This window comes from Nostoc edaphicum CCNP1411, from assembly GCF_014023275.1.
GTDB classification, from domain to species: Bacteria; Cyanobacteriota; Cyanobacteriia; order Cyanobacteriales; family Nostocaceae; genus Nostoc; species Nostoc edaphicum_A.
In genome coordinates this window covers 4,369,561-4,394,023 of the sequence record NZ_CP054698.1, presented here as the reverse complement: position 1 = coordinate 4,394,023, position 24,463 = coordinate 4,369,561, and the positions used below count along the sequence as shown (strand labels likewise).

At 41.2% G+C, this 24,463-nt stretch carries 23 protein-coding genes; 13 read left to right on the top strand and 10 right to left on the bottom strand.

Annotated features, from left to right (window positions below):
* Positions 1–2,301 (top strand): hybrid sensor histidine kinase/response regulator, encoded by a 2,301-nt coding sequence (locus HUN01_RS20975; RefSeq protein ID WP_181932764.1) that lies wholly within the window; start codon positions 1–3, stop codon positions 2,299–2,301.
* A 196-nt stretch (positions 2,302–2,497) separates the two neighbouring features.
* A complete protein-coding gene (locus HUN01_RS20970; RefSeq protein WP_181927820.1) occupies positions 2,498–3,412 on the top strand; it encodes a hypothetical protein in 915 nt (304 codons plus the stop codon).
* Positions 3,413–3,576: 164 nt separating this feature from the next.
* Here the strand turns inward: HUN01_RS20970 and ychF are convergent, their stop codons facing one another.
* From ychF to yidD, 3 genes are all read right to left on the bottom strand, one after another.
* Positions 3,577–4,668, bottom strand: a complete 1,092-nt coding sequence (ychF, locus tag HUN01_RS20965) for a redox-regulated ATPase YchF (RefSeq protein WP_181927819.1) — start codon at positions 4,666–4,668, stop codon at positions 3,577–3,579.
* A gap of 45 nt (positions 4,669–4,713) precedes the next feature.
* A complete protein-coding gene (locus HUN01_RS20960) occupies positions 4,714–4,941 on the bottom strand; it encodes a hypothetical protein (protein ID WP_181927818.1) in 228 nt (75 codons plus the stop codon).
* Between the two features lie 190 nt (positions 4,942–5,131).
* Positions 5,132–5,368 carry a membrane protein insertion efficiency factor YidD gene (gene yidD / locus HUN01_RS20955; protein ID WP_181927817.1) on the bottom strand — a complete coding sequence of 79 codons (237 nt, stop codon included), beginning with the start codon at positions 5,366–5,368 and terminating at the stop codon, positions 5,132–5,134.
* A gap of 61 nt (positions 5,369–5,429) precedes the next feature.
* Between yidD and HUN01_RS20950 the strand changes: the two genes are divergently transcribed.
* The 7 genes from HUN01_RS20950 to HUN01_RS20920 all read left to right on the top strand — a co-directional run bounded on the left by HUN01_RS20950 (position 5,430) and on the right by HUN01_RS20920 (position 13,438).
* On the top strand, positions 5,430–6,131 hold the full coding sequence (locus tag HUN01_RS20950) for a diacylglycerol/polyprenol kinase family protein (RefSeq protein WP_181927816.1): 702 nt from the start codon (positions 5,430–5,432) through the stop codon (positions 6,129–6,131).
* Positions 6,132–6,419: 288 nt separating this feature from the next.
* On the top strand, positions 6,420–6,698 hold the full coding sequence (locus HUN01_RS20945) for a CTB family bacteriocin (protein WP_181927815.1): 279 nt from the start codon (positions 6,420–6,422) through the stop codon (positions 6,696–6,698).
* A 1,297-nt stretch (positions 6,699–7,995) separates the two neighbouring features.
* Positions 7,996–9,504, top strand: a complete 1,509-nt coding sequence (locus HUN01_RS20940; RefSeq protein ID WP_181927814.1) for a beta-barrel domain-containing protein — start codon at positions 7,996–7,998, stop codon at positions 9,502–9,504.
* Between the two features lie 50 nt (positions 9,505–9,554).
* Complete coding sequence (locus HUN01_RS20935) at positions 9,555–11,723, top strand: peptidase domain-containing ABC transporter (protein WP_181927813.1); 2,169 nt, start codon at positions 9,555–9,557, stop codon at positions 11,721–11,723.
* A 30-nt stretch (positions 11,724–11,753) separates the two neighbouring features.
* Complete coding sequence (locus HUN01_RS20930) at positions 11,754–12,071, top strand: hypothetical protein (protein WP_181927812.1); 318 nt, start codon at positions 11,754–11,756, stop codon at positions 12,069–12,071.
* 468 nt (positions 12,072–12,539) lie between these two features.
* Positions 12,540–12,752: a hypothetical protein gene (locus tag HUN01_RS20925; protein WP_181927811.1), complete on the top strand. Its 213-nt coding sequence runs from the start codon at positions 12,540–12,542 to the stop codon at positions 12,750–12,752.
* A 533-nt stretch (positions 12,753–13,285) separates the two neighbouring features.
* Positions 13,286–13,438, top strand: a complete 153-nt coding sequence (locus HUN01_RS20920; RefSeq protein ID WP_181927810.1) for a hypothetical protein — start codon at positions 13,286–13,288, stop codon at positions 13,436–13,438.
* Positions 13,439–13,843: 405 nt separating this feature from the next.
* Here HUN01_RS20920 and radA read toward each other — a convergent pair whose 3' ends face one another.
* Positions 13,844–15,370: a DNA repair protein RadA gene (radA, locus tag HUN01_RS20915; RefSeq protein ID WP_181927809.1), complete on the bottom strand. Its 1,527-nt coding sequence runs from the start codon at positions 15,368–15,370 to the stop codon at positions 13,844–13,846.
* Positions 15,371–15,540: 170 nt separating this feature from the next.
* On the opposite strand from radA, the gene rpaB reads away from it, so the two are divergent.
* Together rpaB and HUN01_RS20905 are read left to right on the top strand one after the other, a co-directional pair.
* Positions 15,541–16,269 carry a response regulator transcription factor RpaB gene (gene rpaB, locus HUN01_RS20910; RefSeq protein WP_012412029.1) on the top strand — a complete coding sequence of 243 codons (729 nt, stop codon included), beginning with the start codon at positions 15,541–15,543 and terminating at the stop codon, positions 16,267–16,269.
* Positions 16,270–16,383: 114 nt separating this feature from the next.
* On the top strand, positions 16,384–17,022 hold the full coding sequence (locus HUN01_RS20905; protein ID WP_181927808.1) for a cofactor assembly of complex C subunit B: 639 nt from the start codon (positions 16,384–16,386) through the stop codon (positions 17,020–17,022).
* Between the two features lie 210 nt (positions 17,023–17,232).
* Here the strand turns inward: HUN01_RS20905 and HUN01_RS20900 are convergent, their stop codons facing one another.
* Positions 17,233–18,156 carry a M48 family metallopeptidase gene (locus HUN01_RS20900; RefSeq protein WP_181927807.1) on the bottom strand — a complete coding sequence of 308 codons (924 nt, stop codon included), beginning with the start codon at positions 18,154–18,156 and terminating at the stop codon, positions 17,233–17,235.
* A gap of 155 nt (positions 18,157–18,311) precedes the next feature.
* Between HUN01_RS20900 and HUN01_RS20895 the strand changes: the two genes are divergently transcribed.
* Together HUN01_RS20895 and HUN01_RS20890 are read left to right on the top strand one after the other, a co-directional pair.
* Complete coding sequence (locus HUN01_RS20895; RefSeq protein WP_181927806.1) at positions 18,312–18,830, top strand: DUF456 domain-containing protein; 519 nt, start codon at positions 18,312–18,314, stop codon at positions 18,828–18,830.
* A 647-nt stretch (positions 18,831–19,477) separates the two neighbouring features.
* Complete coding sequence (locus HUN01_RS20890; protein ID WP_181927805.1) at positions 19,478–20,188, top strand: PEP-CTERM sorting domain-containing protein; 711 nt, start codon at positions 19,478–19,480, stop codon at positions 20,186–20,188.
* 160 nt (positions 20,189–20,348) lie between these two features.
* Here the strand turns inward: HUN01_RS20890 and nblB are convergent, their stop codons facing one another.
* From nblB to HUN01_RS20865, 5 genes are all read right to left on the bottom strand, one after another.
* Positions 20,349–21,014 (bottom strand): phycobilisome degradation protein NblB, encoded by a 666-nt coding sequence (gene nblB / locus HUN01_RS20885; protein WP_181927804.1) that lies wholly within the window; start codon positions 21,012–21,014, stop codon positions 20,349–20,351.
* Between the two features lie 106 nt (positions 21,015–21,120).
* Positions 21,121–21,585: a CBS domain-containing protein gene (locus HUN01_RS20880; RefSeq protein WP_181927803.1), complete on the bottom strand. Its 465-nt coding sequence runs from the start codon at positions 21,583–21,585 to the stop codon at positions 21,121–21,123.
* A 309-nt stretch (positions 21,586–21,894) separates the two neighbouring features.
* Complete coding sequence (gene mutT, locus HUN01_RS20875; protein WP_181927802.1) at positions 21,895–22,311, bottom strand: 8-oxo-dGTP diphosphatase MutT; 417 nt, start codon at positions 22,309–22,311, stop codon at positions 21,895–21,897.
* 419 nt (positions 22,312–22,730) lie between these two features.
* Positions 22,731–23,075 carry a DUF760 domain-containing protein gene (locus tag HUN01_RS20870; RefSeq protein WP_069073419.1) on the bottom strand — a complete coding sequence of 115 codons (345 nt, stop codon included), beginning with the start codon at positions 23,073–23,075 and terminating at the stop codon, positions 22,731–22,733.
* 237 nt (positions 23,076–23,312) lie between these two features.
* Entirely contained in the window at positions 23,313–24,269 is a 957-nt protein-coding gene (locus HUN01_RS20865; RefSeq protein WP_069073418.1) for an RNA polymerase sigma factor, RpoD/SigA family, read from the bottom strand.
* Positions 24,270–24,463 lie beyond the last annotated feature (194 nt).

The window sequence follows — 24,463 nt, the reverse complement described above, 5'->3', positions numbered from 1 at the left end:
ATGGCAGGTAAAAATATTAAAGTCTTGTTAGTAGAAGATAACCCTGGTGATGTCTTTTTATTACAGGAGTTGTTAAAGGAAGTTAGCACAGTTGTAGTTGAGTTGATGCCTGTTGAGCGGCTTGCCGAAGCCCTCAACTACCTAGCAAAGGAAGTTTTTGATGTAATTCTGTTAGACCTCTCCCTGCCAGATAGCCAGGGATTGGAAACCTTTGTCATGGCTCACCTTCAGGCAAAAGCCACTCCAATAATTGTGCTGACAGGTATAGATGATGAAACCCTGGCAACTAGGGCAATGCAGCAAGGAGCACAGGATTATTTGGTAAAAGGGCAAGTAACTGGCGACTTGCTGGTGCGTTCTATGCGTTATGCCATTGAGCGTCAACGGGCAGACGACGCACTGCGTCATAGTGAGGAGCGATTTCGGGTTGCCCTCAAAAACTCTCCAATCTTTGTCTACAACCAAGATCAGGAGTTACGCTATACCTGGGTTTACAATCCCCCATCTAGAGTGACTGTTGAAGAAATATTGGGCAAACAAGATTTAGATATCATGCCAGTAGAAGATGCTCAACATCTCATCAAAATTAAACGTGGGGTGCTAACCACGGGCATAGGAACGCGAGAGGAAGTGTCAATAACCATCAAAGATATAACTCGATATTATGATTTAACTATCGAGCCATTGCGAAATGAGGCGCAAGAAGTTGTCGGCGTGACATGCGCCAGTATCGATATTAGCGAACGGCAAGCCGCACTGCGCGACCAGCAAGCTGCGCTACGCGATCGCAAATTGGCAGAAGAAAAAATCCGCGAACAAGCAGCATTACTAGATGTCACCACAGATGCCATTTGCGTCCGAGATTTAAACAATCAAATTATTTTCTGGAACAAAGGTGCAGAAACACTTTACGGTTGGCAAGCGACAGAGGCTTGGGGCAAAAATGCTAGTGAGCTTTTGTATGACGAACCTTCGCCAGAAATCGAAGCTGCTCTGTTACAAACTCTTAGTAAAAGTAAGTGGCAGGGCGAGTTAACTAAACTTAGTAAAATGGGCAAGGAAATTCTCGTTGCTAGTCGCTGGAGTCTAGTATGCGATGAACAGGGCAAACCTAAATCAATTCTCACCGTTGACACAGATATTACCGATAAAAAACACCTAGAAGCCCAATTGTTTCGCGCTCAACGCCTGGAAAGTATTGGCACTTTAGCTAGTGGTATTGCTCATGACCTCAATAATATCCTGACACCGATTCTAGCAGGAGCGCAACTGCTACCGCTGAAATTTCCCGATGCAGATGAGCGGACTCGTCATCTACTGGAAATTCTGGAAATCAACGCTAGACGCGGCGCTGATTTAGTCAAACAGGTGCTATCCTTTGCACGTGGTGTAGAAGGGAAGCGCATCACTTTGCAACTCAAACATTTGATTATGGAAGTTGCCAAGATTCTTAAAGAGACATTTCCTAAATCTATAGAAATCAGCACTGATGTACCGCAGGATTTGTGGATGGTTTCTGGAGATAGCACTCAACTGCATCAAGTACTGATGAACCTCTGCGTTAACGCCCGCGATGCTATGGCCAATGGCGGTAATTTGAGTATCTCTGCCGAAAATCTGTTGATTGACGAAAATTATGCTCGGATGAACCTGGAAGCCAAAGAGGGGCCTTACACAGTGATTACAGTCTCCGATACTGGAGTTGGGATTCCTAGAGAAATATTAGATAGAATTTTTGAGCCATTCTTTACCACAAAAGATGTGGGACAAGGCACTGGTTTAGGACTTTCCACAGTCCTGGGTATTATTAAAAGCCACGGAGGTTTTGTGAACGTGTATAGCGAACCTGGAAGTGGCACTAGCTTTAAGGTTTACTTGCCAGCAGTGGAGGGAATGGAAACACTTAGCCCCGAAAATTTGCCACCACAGACAGGACATGGAGAATTGATTTTGGTTGTGGATGATGAAGTTGCCATTCAAGAGATTACGAAAACATCATTGGAAACTCACAACTACAAAACCCTAATTGCCAGTGATGGCATTGAGGCGATCGCGTTATACGCTAAAAATAGGGACAAAATTAGTGTCGTACTGATGGATATGATGCTGCCTTCGTTGGATGGTTTAACTGCTATCCGTACCCTGCAAAAAATCAATCCCCAAGTCAGAATTATTGCCAGTAGTGGACTTATGTCTGACAATAAGCTCAGTGCAGCAGCTGCCATTGGTATTAATACGTTTTTGTCGAAGCCTTATACTGTCAACGAATTATTGCTTTCTTTGCAGAAAGTACTATCTTGAGTCTATACCGTAGCCTTGCCAAGGCGAGACTTATTATCTGTATCTTAATACGGCATTAGTATAATTACTTAAATTACTCCATAGCTGTGAGTACAAAAAGCTGCTTTATTGAATGGTGCGATCGCCTGGATTTGATATGATTGAGCATCGGCTAACACACATCTCTTACCGATACTCAGAGCTTCGCTAAATCAATATGTCTCGATTTCTTAGGTTAATTATAAATATAGTAATCTTGAGTGCATTGTTACTCATATCCCAGCAAGTTGGGGCGCAAGATTGGCGTCCGGTTCGCGGTGGTATCCCTTTCGGTATCAGTGGTATGGCTTTGATAGAGCAGCAAAGCAATACGCTCGATTTTCTGATTGTCCATGACAACAAACAAAAAAATCAAGGTCGTGTAGCAATCATCAGCATTAAGGGTAAAAACCAACCTGAATATTTCCCCTTGAACTGGCCAAATAATACAGAGTTGCCCGTAGATTTAGAAGCTTTAACATCTGTTCCAGACAAAACAAAATCTTCTTTTATCGCTATAAGTAGTTCTGGAAAAGCTTATTACATCAAGTTAGAGCCTGCCAATAAGACCATTTCAGTTCTCAAGGAATTCAATCTTCCAGGAATTATTTCAGGAAATAATTTTGAAGCATTTGGATTACAAAATATAGACGGCAAATTAGTTGCTATTTGGGGACACCGAGGTGAAGGAGAACAACCAGCAACTATTTTTTGGGGATTTTTTGACTTAGCTAAATATCAAATTACTCTTGAAGGTTCTGCCAATCTGAAAGTACCGTTTCCATCTGGAAATGTTCGTCATATTTCAGATATTAAGATAGATCCCGTAGGAATTGTGTACATCACCTCAGCAAATGATGCCGGAGATGATGGTCCATTTCAGTCAGCTGTGTATGTCGCTGGTTATTTAGGATTGGATGGTAACAAAATTGCATGGCGACAAAATTCTCAACTTGTTCCCCTCTACCGCTCTGATTACCACAAAATTGAAGGTATGGAACTTGTTCCTGGTGCAAAAGGCGGTGTTATTGTTGGTACAGATGATGAAAATTTGGGTTCCTATATATACGTTTTGGGTGGAAGTAGCTACTAGATTTTGAGGATTGCTGGTTTATTTGCGATCGCTAGCAAGTTAATATACATATATCGAATATTTTGTCAAGATTTACAAGTGCGATGCCTACGGCGGGCAAAGCCTACGCAACTTGGTGTGGGTTGACCATTATCTGATTGATAACGGTCACTGATTAATTACCCCTACACATTAAATCGGAACAACATTACATCCCCTTCCTGCACAACATACTCTTTCCCTTCACTGCGAACCAACCCTTTCTCCTTCGCAGCATTCATCGAACCAGTTGTTACCAAATCTTTATAAGCGACTGTTTCGGCGCGGATAAATCCCCGCTCAAAGTCACTGTGGATTACACCAGCAGCTTGAGGCGCAGACATTCCGGCATTAATTGTCCAAGCACGGGTTTCTTTGGGGCCACAAGTGAAATATGTCCGCAAACCTAAAAGTGTGTAAGTTGCCCGAATCAATGATTTCAAACCGCCTTCTTCCACACCTAAAGACGCAAGAAAATCAGCTTTATCTTCCTCTGGTAACTCTACTAACTCCGCTTCAACTTGGGCAGAAACTATCACAACTTGGGCATTTTCTGTCGATGCAATTTGCCGTACTGTTTCTACAAAATGATTACCAGTTGCCAACTCATCCTCAGATACATTGGCGGCGTAGATAATCGGCTTATAAGTGAGCAGTTCTAATCCTTTAATAATTTCTGTTTCTTCTTCATTCAAGCTTACCTGACGCACCGATTTCCCTTCATTTAAAGCCGCAGCTAATTTTTCTAAGACTGTGATTTCAAACTGTGCATCTTTGCTGGTACGAGCTAGTTTACGAGTCCGGTCAATTCGTCGCTCAATTTGTGCTAAATCTGATAAACCCAGTTCTATATTAATGATTTCAATATCTCGCGCAGGGTCAACAGAACCAGCAACATGGATAATATCGTCATTTTCAAAACAACGTACCACATGGACGATCGCATCAACTTCTCGGATGTGGGACAGGAATTGATTCCCTAGTCCCTCACCCTGACTTGCACCCTTAACTAAACCGGCAATATCTACAAATTCAACCCGCGCCGGGATAGTTTGTACCGAACTGGCAATCTTAGCAAGAACATTTAACCGCTCATCCGGTACTGCGACAACGCCGACATTCGGTTCAATCGTGCAAAAAGGGAAGTTAGCTGCTTCTGCTTTAGCATTAGCAACTACAGCATTAAATAAAGTAGATTTTCCGACGTTGGGAAGTCCGACAATTCCGGCTCTTAGCATTTTGGATTTTAGATTTGAGATTTTAGATTACATTACCAAGTTAATCTAAACAGGTTCCGGTATGGTTTGGGGAATTGGCGCTGGAACTGTTTGAGGAATGGGAGCAGGTACTGGTTCTGGTGCAGGCCCCGGTAATGGTTGGGGTATAGCTGGCCCCGGTACAGGTTCGGGACTCGGTAGCGGATTCGGCTCAGGATTGGGACTAGGTAGCGGGTTTGGGCCAGGCGTAGGAATTTGTGGTTCTGGTATAGAAATTGCAATGGGATTAATCATGAGAAGTCTAAACTAAATTATTCAACCTTCCCAAGGTAGATGACAACCTCATCTGTTGACATCTCCCCAAATAGCTATACCCACGAACATATCCTTTAATAATTTTGTCATTCTCTGCATCCCTCTGCGCTTCCCTTTGCGCTCCTCTGCGTTTAAACTCCAATCTCAATTCGCCACCATTTGCACAAACCTACTCCTCCTTAACCTTTTCTACCACCTCTGGCACGGGGTCGTAACCACCTGGATGAAACGGATGACAGCGCAAAATCCGCAGGGTTGCCATCCAGCTACCACGCAATACTCCAAATCGTTCAATAGCTTCAATAGCATACATCGAACAAGTTGGTTGAAAGCGACAACTCGGAGGAAACAATGGCGAGATAAACATTCGGTAGCCCCGAATCGGCCAAATTAATAATAGTTTCATTACAGTTACCTAAATCTTATAAATTAGTTATAGAGGTAAAAATTTTCGTTTTGTCGCATCTTTGTTAATCACATTTTCTGATTTCACCTCAATTCCGGTTTTATGGCTGCAAATTGCGTTGGCTGCAATTTGGGTGTTACTCATTCTCCTGATTGCATGGGTGGTAAACCGCTTTGCCGACAAGCCAGAAATCGTGCGGAAGATAGTTCATATTGGCACTGGTAATGTGATTTTAATCGCTTGGTGGCTCGATATTCCCGCTAGCGTCGGGATTACAGCTTCTATTTTAGCGAGTGCAATCACCTTATTATCCTATCGATTGCCCATTCTTCCTGGTATTAATAGCGTTGGACGCCAAAGTTTAGGGACATTCTTTTACTCTGTCAGTTTCGGTATTTTAGTTGCCTGGTTCTGGTACTTGCAACAACCCCAGTACGCAGCACTAGGAATTTTGATTATGACTTGGGGAGATGGACTAGCAGCCTTAATTGGGCAACGCTTTGGTACACACAAATATAAAGTTTTTGGGACAGAGAAAAGTTGGGAAGGCTCCCTGACGATGATGCTCGTTAGCTATCTCGTCAGTAGTTTGATTTTAGCTGGAACTCAAGGAAATAATTGGCAAACTTGGGCAGTATCACTTTTAGTAGCAGTTATAGCTACAGCTTTAGAAGCTGTTTCATTTTTGGGTATTGACAATTTGACAGTTCCTTTAGGTAGTGCAGCCCTTGCGTACTTTTTAAGTCAGTTAGTCTTGAGGTGAAAAGTCAGATTGACCCATACCATAATGTACAGCTTGTGGTTGTAGCTATCCAAAATATGTGAATATATATTCATTTACTGTAAATACCTTCAAAAACACCAAATATTGACCATACCTGCTCTAGCGCATTGATATATCTAAAACAAATACAGGATTTTATATCTATCTTGAGAAACAAAAATGCAATTTTGTTTTATGTCTCCAGGTTTATGAAATCCTGACAAACAATCCTTATAGTTGGGTCTTAGGTGGTCAACCCACCTAATTTCGTAAGTGAGGCTAACAATCATGTCACATCAAATAATTACATCTGAGTTGCTTAACGAGTTATCTGATGAGCAACAACAGATGCTAGTAGGTGGTGCCGACTTTGAGTTAAGCGGCAGCAATTTCGGTAGCAGACGGAGTGCTTTAATCGGAAGAACCACTTCCGGCCCTCGCGGTAGCAGCGCCACCTCCATAGGCATTAATAGTGCTGTCAATACAGCTGCACGAGACTTCTTGGGCTTAGGTGGAAATCTTCCTAGAGGAGTTGGAGCCTTGGGTGCGTCATCAGTTCGTGGTTAGAACGTTGCTGGCAATGGTCTTGGAGATGACGGAGCATAGATAGCTTGAAAAATCAGCTGTTACATCAAAGTACTTTGCAAATTTAGGTAGGGAATAGTAAGTGGGGTTCTCAAAAAGTCAAAAGTGAAAAATAAATTTATTTTTTCATCAAACTTGTTCTCTTTTGCTACTTTCCTACCTAAAATGTCCAACTTTGAACAAAATAGCTGATATTGCAAGAGTCATCTTGTTCAATTCTCGATACGGTACCGCAATCTCCGCTATCGTGATAGTGCTGAGTAATATGGGTGCTTAAGGTTTCCCTTTTTTGGGTGCTGGAAACAGCCCTAGATTCCAGAGCTTTTCTATGATTTTCCCTTTTGTACAGCCGAATTATCTGGTTAAATGCTTTAGGGAATACTATCTCAGCGAGTTAGCCTCTGGAATCTTTTATCAAAGAGGTGCGTAAGTGAGGCTAACAATCATGTCACATCAAAGAATCACATTAATTTGGGTGGATCTGTTTCCACTAGGGAAATTACAGGCTTACCTGTCGTTTCTATTCTTCAACCATTCCTACAAATAACCTGCAAAAGTTGTCACTTAAGAGCGCTTCACCAATAAATTTCGGCGGGGAATGGCGAGTATGGGTTTTGAAACAGTTAAGAATGATGATTTGTTTAGTCAAATAGCAAACTTGACTGGGCGATTTGGGTGGTGTTGAACAATTTCGCCACTCAAGGTTTCTTCTCATTGATTTGTAGAAGCGATCGCAGATTTTATAAATCCCCTGTCTACAGATGTGCTGTCTATATAACCCAAATATCTAAAATCAAGACTTTCCGCAAAACTACATCCACCAATCAATCTCTGTAATGGTGATTTTTCATTAGGATCATGCTAGTGAGGCTAACAATAATGCCACATCAAATTGTCGCATTTTTGGGAATAAAAGGGGGATGGAGGAGACTATTATGACTCGCTCAACGTAAGTGAGGACTTTGAGGGAGTTTGAGCGTTCTCCTACATTTTTTTTAACGCGTTGCACACGTTAGAAATTTGAGGAAGGTGATTCTGGCGCGTCGCGCATACCTTTCTCTTCCCCCTTTTTCGATTATAGAACATTGTAAAGCATGATGTTTGTCACTGTTAGCAGCATCTGTTACTGTTTCACTTTTTAGCAAAGTATTTTTAGCAGATAAGCCGTAAACACCTTATTTAGAGGGATTTATCAATGCCTTTGTGTCAACGCAACAGGCTTGACTTTTAGATCACCTGATTTTTTCATGTATCCATTCACAACAAAAGGTGCAATGCCGTGAAATCCTTACGCACAGTGGAGGACTCTTCTTGGAATAGGTTTAATGAACTTAATCCAGACCAACTTCATTTAGTTGAAGTTAACGAGTTTCTCCCTCATCTCGGTAAATGGACAAACTTTGGAGGAGGAATTCTGCTAACTATTTTTGTGGCAGGAGTGAGTCTTACATCAGTTCTGAATTACAACGTCACGGTTAAAGTCCCTGCAAGTATTCGACCTGTTGGAGAACAGCGAATTGTTCAGTCTGCGATGAATGGAATCATTCAAAAGATAGATGTTCAAGAAAATCAGGTGGTAACTAAAGGACAAGCTATTGCTTACGTTGATGATTCTCAACTCCAGACCCAAAAAAGTCAATTAGAAAGCAGTATTCAACAGAGTCAATTACAACTAAATCAAATTGATGCTCAACTCGGTGAAATGAATGTCCAGATTGCGGCTCAGACAAACTTAATTAACCGCACAATTATGGCTGCACAAGCTGAGTTTGGTGGTATTCAACGCAACTATCAAGATCAGCAAATTAAAGCTACAGCTGATATGACAAAAGCAGAATCAGCCTTGACCTTAGCGAAGGTGCAAAAAGAGCGATTGCTGCGAGAAAAAGTCTTAATAGCAACGGTTCAAGAGGCGGAAGCAGCTTTGAAATTAACTCGGCTACAAAGAGAGCGATTGCAGCCGATAGTAGCATCAGGAGCAGTTCCTCGTAATCTGTTTGAGGAAAAAGAACAAGCGGTTAAGTCTGCTGAAGCGAAGCTAGAAGAAGCTAAAGCTAGCGCGAAAAATCTCATGGAGGAAAAAGAATACGCTTTTAAGGTTGCACAAACGGACTTAGAAAAGGCTAGAACCGCGATCAATCCTAGTAATGCTGTTGTAACGGTGGCATCTGAGCGGATTAAGCAGGAACAAGCAAAAGGTGAGGCGACCTTAGCTGCTTTGAACAAAGAAAGAGAGACTCTTCTACAGCAGCGCCTTGAATTGCAAAAGCAACTCGATCGCAGTGGTCAAGAACTACAACAAGTAAAAACCGATCTAAATAAGAGTGTAATTCGATCGCCAATCGCCGGAACCCTGCTGCAATTGCATCTTCGCAACCCAGGACAGGTAGTGCAACCCAGTGAAGCGATCGCTCAGATTGCTCCCCTCAAAGCTCCTTTGTTAATTAAAACTCGCGTGCAGGCTCAAGATATTGACAAGGTAAAAGCGGGTCAAAAAGTCCAAATGCAAGTTTCCGCTTGTCCCTATCCAGACTATGGGACTCTCCAAGGAATTGTCGAAACAGTTGCACCAGATGCTCTACCAACTTTAAAAAACAACGTAGATCAGAATGTGGCGCAGGTACTCGCTTATCAGGTAACTATTCAACCGCAAAAACCATATTTGGGTAGAGGCGATCGCCAGTGTCATCTAAAGTCGGGGATGGAAGGTAGAGCAGATATTATTTCTCGCCAAGAAACGGTACTTCATTTCATTCTCCGAAAAGCGCGATTAATTACAGATTTTTAATTCAAAATTGCTCTGCTGACTTTGTGTACCAATTTTAAAGTTCGGTAAATATGTTTGATCTATTTAAATTCCGTAAAAATTATCAGTGTGTTTCCCAGTTGAGTGAAGAAGACTGTGGAGCAGCTTGTCTAGCTTCGATTTCCAAGCATTACGGGCATTTTTTAAGCATCAATCGCAGTCGAGAAGCGGTAGGAACTGGACAGCTAGGAACAACTTTGCTGGGTTTAAAACGTGGATCTGAGAATCTGGGTTTCAATGCTAGAGCAGTTAAAGCTTCGCCTGCGATCGCAGACAGAATCACAGAAATAAACTTACCAGCAATTATTCATTGGCAGGGACACCACTGGGTTGTTTTATACGACAAACGGGGTAAAAAATATGTTATTGCCGATCCAGGTGTAGGTATCCGTTATATCAATCGAGAAGAGTTAACAGCAGCCTGGAATGGCGTCATGCTCTTACTAGAGCCAGATCCGGATCGCTTTTTTAAGCAGCCCAAAGAAAAAGCAAAAGCCGGCTTGGGGCGCTTTTTAATGCGGATCTTGCCTTATCGGGGATTGCTGAGTCAAGTCTTGATGATCAACATTGTCCTGGGTGTACTCGCTCTCAGTAGCCCAATCCTCATCCAACTGCTGACAGATGATGTTCTTGTGCGCGGTGATACCCAGTTACTCACTGTTGTGGTTCTGGCTGTTATCGTCATGAGCTTATTCAGCAGTGGTCTGCAAGCATTGCAATCCATCATGATTGCTCATTTTGGTCAACGACTACAATTAGGGCTAGTCTTGGAGTTTGGACGAAAAATTCTCCAATTGCCTTTAAATTACTACGAAGCTCGTCGCAGTGGCGAAATCATCAGCCGACTGCGAGATATCAACGAAATCAACCAATTGGTATCACAGATTGTAGTTCTTTTACCAAGTCAATTTTTCATTGCAGTAGTTTCTTTCAGCTTCATGCTGTTTTATAGCTGGCGGTTGACACTAGTAGTCATCTTCATTGTCTTTTTAATGACTCTATCTACTCTGCCTTTCTTGCCCATTCTCCAGCAAAAGACCCGCAGTCTCTTGGTCTTGGGGTCAGAAAATCAAGGCGTTTTAGTAGAAACCTTTAAGGGCGCACAGGTAGTCAAAACCACAAACGCCGCTCCCCAATTCTGGGATGAACTTCAAAGTCGTTTTGGTCGCCTAGCCAATCTCACTTATAGTACTATCCAAATTGGAATTATTAACGGTACTGTTGCGAGACTCATTTCCAGCATTGGTGGCATCATCATCCTTGGGCTAGGGAGCATTCTGGTAATTCAAGGTGAATTAAGCATAGGTCAAATGCTAGCTTTTAATATTTTACAGGTTAACGTCCTGGCTTTAATTAACTCGTTAGTTGGTTTAATGGATGAATATATTCACTCTCAAACAGCAATCTCTCGCCTTTTGGAAGTTATTGATGCTACACCAGAAGTAGTTGGGAGTGGTCAAAGGCCGACTGCACAAATCTCTGAAAATGCAGATATTCGTTGTTCCCACCTCCAATTTCACCACGCTGGCAGAGTTGATTTAATCGAAAATTTTTCTCTCAAGTTACCTGGAGGGAAAGTGATTGCTTTGATTGGTGAGTCAGGTTGTGGTAAAAGTACTTTGGCAAAATTGATCGCAGGCTTATATCAACCGAATTCTGGTAATATCCGCATTGGTTTTTTTAACATCCAAGACCTTTCTCTTGATTGCCTACGACAACAAGTAATTTATGTCCCTCAAGAACCTCACTTTTGGAGTCGTTCGATTTTAGATAATTTCCGCTTAGGAACGCCTTATATTTCCTTTGAGGAAATTGTCAAAGCCTGTCAAATTGCTGATGCAGACGGCTTTATCAGTCAACTACCCAATCAATATCAAACTGTTTTAGGGGAATTTGGGGCAAATCTTTCTGGTGGACAAAGACAACGATTAGCGATCGCTAGAGGCATCCTTACTAATCCACCTGTACTGATTTTAGACGAAGCAACTGCCGGACTTGATCCGGTAAGTGAATCTCACGTGCTAGATCGGCTATTGGAATACCGAAAAGACAAAACCACAATTTTGATTACCCATCGTCCCAGCGTCATCAATCGCGCTGATTGGATCGTACTACTAGAGAAAGGTGAGGTGAAACTACAAGGGACTTTAGAGACTTTTTTATCTCAACAAGGAGAGCATTTAAAGTTTATATCACTGTGAAAATTTTGCTTAGTGCGAGGAGATAACACCATGTCTGAAGATTATACATTCAACAATCCTGAGTTATTTAGGGATCTATCTGAAGAAGAACAACAAAGCCTAACTGCTGGACAAAGTATAAATTACCCAAGTGAAGGGAATTTTTTCTTCCAGAAAACTAATATCCAAAGCACGGCAGACAGCACATTAAATCTGGGAGGTGCTGATGTCTCTTCACAAAACACCAGATATAATTTTTCACAGATTACCATAGGTTCTTCTATAAAACTTGGCTTGCCAATTTTTAGCCCAGATGGAAATAGATGGCAGAATTATATAAGTAAAATTTTAAATAAGCTATTTTCATAATTGTAGCTTTTTGAATTTAAAATTTGATTTGTGATAATTGCAAACTCAGATCCCCGGCTTTTTTGATAAGTCGGGGATTTTGTTGCTCATAAATTATTTATTCTTGCTATATATACATATATATTAATATAAATAAACAAATGATTTTTCAATCAAACTTTATAGGCTAAAACAAAACTATTAAGAAAAAAACTCTCCAAAAAAGATAATCATTAAAAAACTGATAAATAAGTAAAATTGTTCACATAATAAAAACTAGATATTTTGTAGTTTAATTATTAAAAATCATTCAACCTGGGATAGGATTAAACATAAATCAAAAGCTATAGATTTATTATTTATCTTTCTAACTTTAGGATAGTTTAATATTTTTAGACTCTCGCTATAAATAAAAGTATAGGTATTACGAAATCTATTGTTGATGCATAGTTTGTAATATCTATACATTAGTAAGTGAGGTAATTAATTATGTCGATTCAAACCATGAAATCTGATTTACTTGTGGACTTATCCACAGAAGAACAACAGCTTCTATCTGGAGGGGAAAATGGCTTTATTAGAACTAGGGGCGTTTTAAGATACGGTGAAAAGAGGTATCCTGTTCAACTTTTCGGCATTGTTAGAGGACTTCCTGAGTCCAAGGATGAAAACAACGGAGAAAACGGAGGAGGAAAAGATTAATTAGTGCAGAATAAGTCTCATATAACTTGCTCAATATCAATCAGATTTTGAGATAGTTTGGCAGTTTCTTATGTTTTGTTAAGGCGCTAAATCACCAGACCAGAGACAAGCAAGGAAACTGCTAAGATTAGTGTTTACCTTTCTGTTACCGTATTGCTCCAGATGCAAGTAGTTTTGACTACTTAACGAGTAAATTTTTTCCGGGAAAAACTCAAGACAAGGCTTTAGCCGTGATTTTGCATCCATGAAGATATTGTGTCATCATGGATGCCTACCTATTTTTAACAATAGTTATAATTAATCATTACGCATTCAACAATATATTCTGCTTGTTTAATAAATTAGGGATCTCCGATTTGTAATTCTCATAAATCAAATAGAATTGCTAGAGAAATGTAGTTTATTAATTTATAACTTTTGGATAGTTGAATCTTTAAAAAAAAATATGTAGAAGTAAAAGCATAAGTATTACTCACCTAAATTGTTTATGGACAGGTGTGTAAAACCTATATCCAAAAGTGAGGCAAATAATCATGTCAAATCAAATGATCACACACGATTTACTTGTAGAGTTATCCACAGAAGAACAGGAACTTTTATCTGGGGGAAGATATGGTTTTTACATAGTTCCTTTGCGTAGGCATCGCTTCTATAGACCTCGCTTCTATAGACGCCTCTTCTTCTGATCTAAATTAGCAAAGCCTAAAGACTGTATAATCTCTTGATTTCAACTTTGCAATTAATTGGGATAGTACAAAACTCACATAACTCGCTCAGGATAAATCAAGTTATGAGAGAGTTTAAGCCGTCTCCTATATTCTATTAATGCATTGGAATCAGGGACTAGTCTTAAGAAAGATAGATGCTATTTTTAGCATCTATTTTCTCTTTAACTTATTTCAGCAGAAGAATCAATTGTCAATTATGATGCGTTATAAAAAATTTTGAGTTAGCTCGATGTAAATTATGCCTCTAATTTTGCTGCGATCGCTCCAAAATCCAATCGAGTAAAATCGGATTGACTAACTCCGGCGCTTCATCCTAGGGACAATGCCTAATACCCAGCCCCTAATACCTAGACTGGCTATTGGTTATTCATCTTCATCGGGTTCTAAATCGTCTGCTGTCAGTTCTTGATGGGGAATTGCGGCGATAATTGCATCTATTACTTTAGATACTGGTAATATCTCAATATTCAAGTCGGGAAATTTTGTCCCTTTGGGGACGATCGCTCGTTTAAATCCCAACTTAGCAGCTTCTTTCAATCGCAGTTCCATTTGGGAAACCGATCGCACTTGTCCGCCTAACCCAACTTCACCGATTAATACTGTACCGGGATCGACGATGCGATCGCGGAAACTGGCAACAATTGCGATCGCAATTCCCAAATCTACCGCCGGTTCTTCCACATTCAACCCACCCGCAGAAGCAACGTAGGAATCTAGCTTGGACATGGGAATTCCCACCCGTTTTTCTAAGACGGCGAGAATTTGCACCAGGCGGTTGTAATCTATACCAGTAGCAGCACGACGAGGGGAAGGGTAACTGGTGGGACTAACCAAAGCTTGCAATTCCACAACGATGGGGCGAGTGCCTTCACAAGCAACAACAATGGCAGTACCAGGAGCAGGATCGTCACGGTTGCCTAAAAATAGCTCTGAGGGATTGGAGACTTCCCGCAATCCATCTGCAACCATTTCAAAAATGCCGATTTCGTGAGTTGCGCCAAAGCGGTTTTTCACTGTGCGTAATAACCGATGAGAGGCAAAGCGATCGCCTTCAAAATACAACACTGTATCTACTAAATGTTCTAAAACTTTTGGCCCAGCGATCGCTCCTTCTTTAGTGACGTGCCCCACAATGAGCATGGTGACATCTTCATGCTTCGCCACCTTCATCAATGCTGCTGTACATTCCCGTACCTGAGCCACCGAACCTGGTGCAGAAGTCAGCGCCGGAAAGAACACCGTTTGAATACTATCAATCACCGCCACGTTTGGCTTAAGAGAATCTATTTCCCGTAAAATTTCTTCTAAATCTGTTTCCGGTAGTACATATAAATCTGCACCTATACTGTCAGGGTCTATAGGAAGTGTAGTATCTACTACTACTTCAACCTTCTCCTCATTAACCACGCTTAGAGTTTTTGATACTCCTAAACGAGAAGCTCGTAATTTTACCTGCTGTCCCGATTCTTCACCAGTTACGTAAAGGATGCGATATTTCTGTGCTAATTGATTAGAGACTTGCAGCAATAAAGTGGATTTACCAATACCCGGATCACCACCAATCAGCACCATAGAGCCAGGGACAACCCCACCCCCAAGCACCCGATCTAATTCTCCATAACCAGACTCCCAGCGGGCAATTTGGCGATCGGTAATTTGATCGAATGTCAAAGAGGCTCGCGCTTTAGCTGGTTTATTGTGAGATTTGCCATTGCCTTGAGCGGATTGCCAACTACTTACCCCCCCTCGACTGGGTACATCTACTGAGGATTGAATAGAAATTTGTTCTTCTAGAGAGTTGTAAGTACCGCAACCTGGACACTTACCAAACCACTGGGGCGATTCTGCTCCACATTCATTACAAGTGAAAAAGGTTTTTGGCTTTGCCATTCTTAAATCTTATTAAATAATCTTAATATTTACTTAATTCTTGAAAAAAACTAAAAACCAATAATAGTAGTATTTGGAGCTTTTTCCAAATCAATTGATGGAATGATATCTTAATAATATGGTATTAAAAATTAATCATGTAAATTTTTAGTCAAGGAGCGTTGAAAAACTTGGAAAGCCATAAAGAAAAAATCTTGGTGGTAGACGACGAAGCCAGCATTCGCCGGATTTTGGAAACGCGTCTTTCCATGATTGGCTACGATGTAGTGACGGCTGGCGATGGGGAAGAAGCTTTGGAAACTTTTCGCAAAACTGAGCCTGACCTGGTAGTTTTAGATGTAATGATGCCAAAGCTAGACGGCTATGGTGTATGTCAAGAATTACGAAAAGAATCAGATGTCCCCATTATTATGCTAACAGCCTTGGGTGATGTAGCTGATCGGATCACCGGTCTAGAATTGGGTGCTGATGACTACGTAGTTAAACCATTTTCCCCCAAGGAGCTAGAAGCCCGGATTCGCTCAGTGCTGCGGCGGGTAGATAAAAACGGTGCTTCTGGCATTCCCAGTTCTGGGGTAATCCATGTCGCTAATATTAAAATCGATACGAATAAGCGACAAGTCTACAAAGGCGATGAGCGAATTCGATTGACGGGTATGGAGTTCAGCTTGTTAGAGTTGTTAGTCAGTCGCTCTGGAGAAGCTTTTTCTCGTTCGGAAATTTTGCAGGAAGTTTGGGGTTATACACCAGAACGTCATGTGGATACCCGCGTAGTAGATGTACATATATCCCGTTTGCGGGCAAAGTTAGAAGACGATCCCAGTAACCCGGAATTGATTCTTACAGCGCGGGGTACTGGTTATCTTTTCCAGCGGATTATTGAACCAGGGGAGGAGTGAGGAGATGAGGCAGGGGGCAGGGAGCAGGGAGCAGGGGAAGTAAGGGAAGCAGGGGGAGAAGAACTTTAATTATTGTCCAATGCCCCATGCCCAATGACAAATGACAAATGACAAATGACAAATGACAATCGAGTTTTGCGGCGTCTACCCATTGTCGTGGGTGGGCTAGGCGCTGTGCTTTTGCTGATTAACCGTTTATTGACACCAGAATTAACTCAGTCTCAATCGCGTGGTGATGTGGTGGGCGTGATTTTGAGTGCGGTGTTAATTTTGACAGGTTTAATTTGGCAGCAAGTTCAGCCGCGATCGCCTGATATTGTAGAACTAATTGGAGAAGAAGGTTTTGTATTAGCAGCAGATTTACCAGATACAGTAAAAACAGAGCTAGCGTGGGCATCTCATTTATTGTTAACTAATACAGTCACGCGATCGCTTGTGGTTTTTTATCAAGGTAAAGTTTTGTTGCGTCGCGGTATTCTGGGTACTAAGTCTGAAGTTGTACCAGGAGTAATCTTAAAACAGGTACTCGAAAAACAAAAACCGATTTATCTAGTCGCTCTAAAAATATATCCAGGTAGGTTTGAATTTGATTATTTACCAGAGAATACTCAAGGTGTAATTTGTCAACCTATTGGCAACCAAGGTGCGCTAATTTTGGCAGCGAATGCTCCTCGTAGTTACACCAAACAAGATGAAAACTGGATTGCGGGAATTGCTGATAAATTAGCTGTTACTCTTAGCTCAACTTTATAGTGATTTCCAGAAACATAAAGTACACATCAAAACCTCATCTCCAGCCCCTCTCCTTACTAAGAAGAGGAGACATAAACCACAGATTTATAAAGGTGAGGTTAAGCTGTACCTCACTATACTAGGAAACATAAACACTTGTAGAGACGGCGATTTATCGCGTCTCAAAAACCCATGATTTTGTAGCGTCATTACGAATTACGAATTATTAAGTCACCAAGAAGTCAAAAAATTCCACCCTTCCTTTTCTTCTGGTGTCTTTTCTTCTTTTTCTTCCTTTTCTTCCGGTTCTTCGGATGTCTTTAAATTTGTCTGTTGAATTAAATTATTATATTCTCCTGAATCAACCCATTTTAATAACTCGCCAGCTCGCATAACTACCCAGGAAAGACTTGATTCTGTATAGCTTAATATTTTGGTGACTTTATCAACATTATCAAAGCTATTAGATGCAAATTCACGAGCTTGGACAAGGAAATCTTCAATTACAGCAGTAGTCAAATACTCATCTGGTAAACCTCCGAGTTTCATAAGTGTAGTAATTGCTACATCAATATCTTGACAAGCCAGTAAAGCAGCACGATCAGCAGTGAACCTAGCCATCATCCGCCAATTATACAAACCTAGTTCCATTCCACCAGCTACTAAGCCACCTACCCCCAGTGTGCCACTGCTCAACAAATTTTTTAAAGCTGGCATAACAATTGCCATTTGATGATAAACCATGTGCTGACTCTTGATGCGAGCGATTTCGTGTCCGAAAATGTAAAGCAACTCATCTGCGTCAAGCCACTCCATTGCATCTAAATTTATACCGACAAGGGATTTTTCCACCCCAACGATGTAGGTTTCAATATGACCTGTGCCTCGAAAGAGATACAATTCAGGAAGTGGAGCAACATCAAGAATTTGGCAGGTTTCTACAAATGCTTGATGTAATTCAGGAAAATTACGGGGCGAAATTCTGATTTCACTACCAAGGCTTTGCAGTCTGAGTAAGCGATCAATGCCGTATTCGTTAACTTTTTTGAGTAGCAAGGAGACACCAGGCATATTTTGCAAAGAAGCCAGGGCTTTGCGATCAAAGGGGTGTTCGTAGGCTTCTGAAATCAGTCCAGTTAATATTTTTCTCGTCATGGGGTTTGAGCTTTTAAATAGCAGTTTAGAAGTATTAGGCAAAGTTGTAACACTATGTACTAAGCATTTGTCGCTATCTTGCCCAGATAGAATATACAGTAGGTGCGTGCAGATGTGCGCCCATACTGAGAAATTTGGAAATTTACAATTGATCTATGCAAATTATTTATTGGTTATTAGTTGCTGTAATGGTTGTGGGTATTATTGGTGCTGTAGTTCCAGCCATTCCCGGTAGCAGCTTAATTTTAATTGCAATTATCGTTTGGGGAATCGTTAGTAGTTCCTTTGCAGCTATCAAGATTCCCCTAATTGTGACAATTGTCGTTTTATTCCTCAGTGTCGGAGTGGATTTTTTAGCTAGCTATGTGGGAGCAAAACAAGCTGGTGCTAGTAAGTGGGGGCAAATTGGCGCAATTGTTGGTTTGGTGGTGGGATTTTTGGGACTATTACCAACTTTGCCTTTTGGGGGCCCGCTGTTAGGAATTTTACTAGGGCCGCTTTTGGGAGCAATTATTGGTGAGTATCTTTACCGTCGTGAATTTGGGTTGGCGGTTAAAGCAGGTATAGGAATTGTAGTCGGGTCTTTGATTGGAAATTTGATTCAAGGGTTGTTAGCGATCGCAGCAGTTGTAGTTTTCGTTGTGACAACTTGGCCACAAGTATTTGGTTCTTAACATTTCAAAGGTCTGACACCTTTGAAAACAGCGGTAATAGTTAGCACTTAGCTAATTGTTACAAATATTCAATTTGAGACAATTAGCTATCCATACTAAATAGGACTTACGCAAACAATAGCCAAAACCCTGATTTGACGTTAGGGGCAATTCATGAATTGCCCCTAACGTATGTAGTTTTGCGTAAGTCCTACTAAATAAATGCAGCGGTTCCTTTTAATTATTCTCCGAGAGGAACCATTTCACTAAAGATTAGTAACTGAAGACAATAGATACACTGCATACTCGATTTATCTCAAAAATAGTTGAGCAGTGATAAGTGTCAAAAAGCACTTTAAAAGCGTTATACGTAAATCACTTTTCTTCAAGTCAGAGCTATTGCCAACAATTTAAAGCTTGTTAAATGAAAGATATACAAAGCGCAGATATATAAGGAATTAAGATTTCATGAAGGATAGTAATGCGTTGAAGATGTGATGAAGACCACTCAGTAAATATTGCAGGCTCTAAGTCTATGTGATTTTATGGAGATAAGAAATGCATTACGCAATTTTTGCTTTCACTGACAGTATTTTTCATAAATTACTGAGATTAAAAGTAAAGACATTACTCTGACTTACGGTTATTACTAGGAGCCTAAAACAACAATGATTGGTTTTAAATCTAAATTACTAAATGCAACTTTAGCTATTACTGCTGCACTACCCTTAGCTACTGCTGGGTTGTTCACCTCTGCTGGATCTGCACAAGCTGCTGCACTCATTGGTGAGATTCAGTTTAAGGGTGGCTTTACTGCTCCCTCTGGTAGTAGCCAAATCACATTTTCTCAAGATGCGCTAACTTTTACTCCTCAGCCAATCACTCCAATTGGAATTGATTCTACAACAGGAAACTTTTCAGCGTTTAACTCAGGCAACATAGGTAACATCATCTCATTTTCATCAAAAGTTGCAGACAATCCATTTATTGACTTTGGCTCTCTTACTTATCCTGGTTTCATTTTACCTGGAGAGAATACTAGTTCCATAACAGATGGATTGAATACTTTTACTTTGACATCTTCTAGCTACAAGCTAAATGAAAGCGGTCTTAATGTTGGTATAGATGTTGCACTTTTCGGATTTTTTACCAGTGCAACTGGGGAAATATCTAATGGAGGAGGAAACTTAACTTTCCAAGTCAACAATACGAGTGTTGCTAGCGTAAATACAATACTCACCGGTGGTGGTTCAATTAGTAATTTAAGTTTTTCTGGTGGTACATTTGCTACTGTTCCTGAACCAGCGGCTTTATTAGGCTTGGGTGCAGTAGGTGGAGTAATGGTTATGTCTCGCCGCCGCAAAAGTTTCGTTAAATAGACATATCCTGAATATAAAAAAAGTTACTTTTAGTTGCTAAAAGTAACTCTAATTTATCAATTCGACCTGGCTGGAATGCAAAATTTACCAACCAGGTCGAATTTTTTTATCCTGTAAGACAAATCTATTTAAGGGTGAATTTTCTTAACCTTAGATAAACTTAAACTGATTGCAAAGATTGTTTCGCTTCATTGGCGATCGCATCTACTTCATCATTAGCCAAAGTTTCTAAGATAGATTTGGCTTCTGCATTACCCAAACGAGCCAAGGCTTGTACAAGTCTATAACGAATTTGCCAATCTGGATTGGTAGCATAGGGAGCCAACAGCGGAACTGCTTGTACATCTCCCAAGTCACCCAAAGAACTAATAGCAGCAGTTTGGACTAATTCGTTTTCTGATGAGAGTGCCTCTTTGAGTAGTTCAAAGGCTCGTGGATCGCCTAATTCTCCTAATGTAGCAATGATACTGAATTGTATGAGCCATTCACCGGTTGTATGATAAAGTTGCTGCAAATCTTCAAAAGCTTCACGTAACTTCAGAGCGCCCAAACAGTCTGCTGCTGCTGCTTGTACATCTACTTCGGAGTCATTAAGCAAGCGATCGCGCAAGATATCCAAGGATAACTGTAAATCCTGCGTTCCGAGTGTATCCATTTGACTCACCGCTGAGTAACGGACACGGGAATTGCGATCGCCAATCGCACTTTGAATTAATTCAAAGCCAATGGCAGGTTCCAGTTGGCGAATTTGATTTACTGCACGTAAGCGATCGCCTAAATCCTCAGAACTGAGCAATTGCTTAACAGACTCCGGAGTAATACTCATTTAGTTATCCTTGATTTTCAAAGCTGTAAAAAACAGTCAAAAGTCAACAGTTAAGTGTTAAAAACTCTTGACAAATGACTAATGACCAATGACTAATGACAACTGACTAATCTTGACTAGCTGCCATAGCCCGAATAATATCACCACGAGTGAGGATACCAATCACTTGACCAGTGCCCTCAAGTACTGGCAAGCGGTGAACGCTGCGATCGTGCATGATTGTAGCTGCTTCTTTTAAAGTTTTATCAGGGGAAATAGCGATCGGGTTTTTACTCATCACTTCCCCAACAGTTTGCCCTAGTGCCTTGTGCAAATCACGTTCATAGGTAGCAGGGTTTTTTAAATAGATAACACTATCAAGAAACATAATGTACGCCGGTGGAGTAACACCAGTTTCTTGCCACATCAAATCGGTTTCCGAAATAATACCAACCAATTTCCCGACATCATCCACAACAGGTAGCCCGCTGATGTGGCGTTCTGCGAGAATTTGGATAGCTTCCTTCAGTGGAGTTTCCGCGTGGACGACAATCGGATCGCGGCTCATCACATCGGCAACGGTTTTAGGCATTTATTTACTGATAACTTTAATCAAAGTCCCTGCGCCTATTGTAGAAAATTGCGGGACTCAACCTGATGCAATTAATAGATTGTTACGGGATTAGTCATTAGTCATTGGTCATTTGTCATTAGGCATTGGTTATGAATTAACGCGATGTGCGACTTAGTTCTTGAAACCCCTCTCCAAACCTCTCCCCGAAACGGAGAGAGGCTTTGATTCTTGCTCCCCTTCCCTTGTAGGGAAGGGGTTGGGGGTTAGGTCTGAGAGAAAGTCGCACACGGCGTTAATTATGGTTCTACCGCTCCCTTTGCTTCTTTCCTAGCCCTGACTCCCTTTTAAGACAGCAATAATTTGAGTATTTGCTTTCGGAAAAGTAAACTGCTCCAGTTCTTCCAAAGTTACCCAGCGAATTTCATCGGATTCCAAAGGTTGGGGAACACCTGTAAGATGGCGGCAGTGATGTACTGTGAGGGTAACACGCAAGTTTGTATAGCTGTGGTCAATAGTAATCAGATGCTCTCCCACTTCAATTACTATTCCCAGTTCTTCAGAAATTTCCCGTTGAATACATTCTTGGATAGTTTCACCAGGCTCAATTTTACCACCAGGAAATTCCCACAAACCACCCATCCCTCCCTCTGGACGACGACGATCGATTAAAATTTGCTTTTGGTCATTCCAAATTACTGCAACACCAATAATTTTGTGGGGTGGGAAAGAACTGGTTTCACTCATAGTTGATTGGGGAAATAGGGAGTGGGGAGTAGGGAAGAATTATTGACTAATAACAAAACTCGGCAGACTAGTTGTAACTCTGCCGAGTTTAGATTTATTGCGAAGTTAGTCTACTGCTGTTAGTTTATCCACAAATGTATATTAATCATTTATAAACTCCGCGCTAGCCTCTGCATTCCTACCCTGTAGGAAGGCGTACCCCTACGGGGAAACAAGCTACGCGTAGCGTCTCGTAGAGAAGTGCCTATGGTTTAAACTTCAACCTCAATTTGTAACTATTTTGGATATTAAAAAAATTAGTTGATGCATGATTGGGAATTAGCGGCGAAGATTTCACAGAGGCTTATTTTCAATTCCTATCGCCGCGATTGTGATGAGCTATCAGCCCAATAATATTAAGTTTCCCAAATTTTACATTTCTAGTCAGTTTCGCTGTTGTTGGTTTCAGCCCCTTGTAGGGCAATTTCAAAATTCATTCTCTGTTCAGCGTTACGTAAAAAATAACCACTAATCATAGCAGAAGCCAGAAGCCGACCTAGACTTTCCCGACTGGTGCTTACGGTGATGCCAAAGTGTTCTGAAGGTAAATTACCCAATAGTCCTGTAATATTTCGTTCCATCACCTGAAATACTTCAGCAGATGTGGGTTTAGATAGCTGGGTAACTGTCTCTGGACTCAACGATTTAACGTACTGCCATAGTAAATCGTTAGTTTCTGATTCGCTATTAAAAAACTCTGAGACACGATTGGATGGGTTACTCATTTTTTAGCTCCTTAACTACCACTACTGGCTGCGGTGCTTGTGATTTGAATATTAAATGCCTGTTTTGGATTTGACTTAGTTATTTTGTCTTCCTGTCAACTAATGTAACAGCCTAGCTTGAGAGTGGAAGTAGGTGTAACCGTACCAAAGTCAGCGTATTTTCTCACCCATCGCTCATTAGTGATTGGTCACTCGTCCTTTGTAAATAACTAATAACAAAGGACTAATGACTAATGACTAACTTGCCAAATATTCATCCATGTTGGCTTTAGATTTGCGAAGTTTGGTTAAGGCTTCGCGCTCAATTTGCCTAACTCGTTCTCGGCTGATGTTTAGTATTTCGCCAATTCTAGCCAGAGTCAGCGCTTGCCCATCAGTTAAGCCAAAGCGTAGCGTGATTACTTCCCTTTGTTGTGGCGTTAGATCACCCATTAGGCGGTCTAAGTCATAAGATAGGGAAGATTGCATGACAAACTCTTCGGGAGATGCTCCTGGATCTTCCAGCATTTCTCCAAGTTCGGTATCGTAGTTATCACCCAGCCGCAAATCCAAGGAAAGAGGCAAACGCGCCTTTTCTAGATACTCTCGGACTTGTTTGGGGGTCAATTCCAATTCTTCAGCTAGCTCACCAGCTGTAGGAGCGCGTCCCAATTTTTGAGACAATTGACGCTGTGCTTTTTTAATCTTATTTAATTTTTCAGTAATATGGATAGGCAGCCGAATGGTGCGAGCTTTTTCGGCAATAGCACGAGTTATAGCTTGCCGAATCCACCAATAGGCATAAGTAGAAAATCTATATCCTTTGGTAGGGTCAAACTTTTCTACGCCCCGTTGCATACCAATACTACCTTCTTGGATCAAGTCCAGTAAATCGACGTTGCGCTTGATGTATTTTTTAGCAACGGACACTACCAGCCGCAAATTGGCTTCTACCATCTTGCGCTTGGCAATTTCGCCATCTGCGATCGCTTCGTTCAATTCTGTTGGTTCTAGGTTTGTCGCTTTGGCCCACTCTTCTAGAGTCGGTTGACGGTCTAGCTGGGTGGCAAGACTTTCCCTTGATTCGTGCAAAGCGCAGGAACGTTGCACTTGTTTACCATAGAAAATCTCTTCCTCGTGGGTTAAGAGTGGCACACGGCCAATCTCACGCAGGTAAGTCCGCACGAGGTCTGTGGCTGTCTGAGCGGTCTTCATGGCGCTACTCTTTGGTAATGATGGGGTTGGCGGTAGGGTCATTAACGGATAGATGCTTTATTTATTAGGGTGCTACCCAGTCTGGCTGGGAACCCATGCTATGGTTTGCAACTTACGCGCCCGAGAAACTCGGCTGCTCATAATAATCAAATTTAGGCTTCTTAACTGCTAAAACTACAGTTATTTCCTATTTT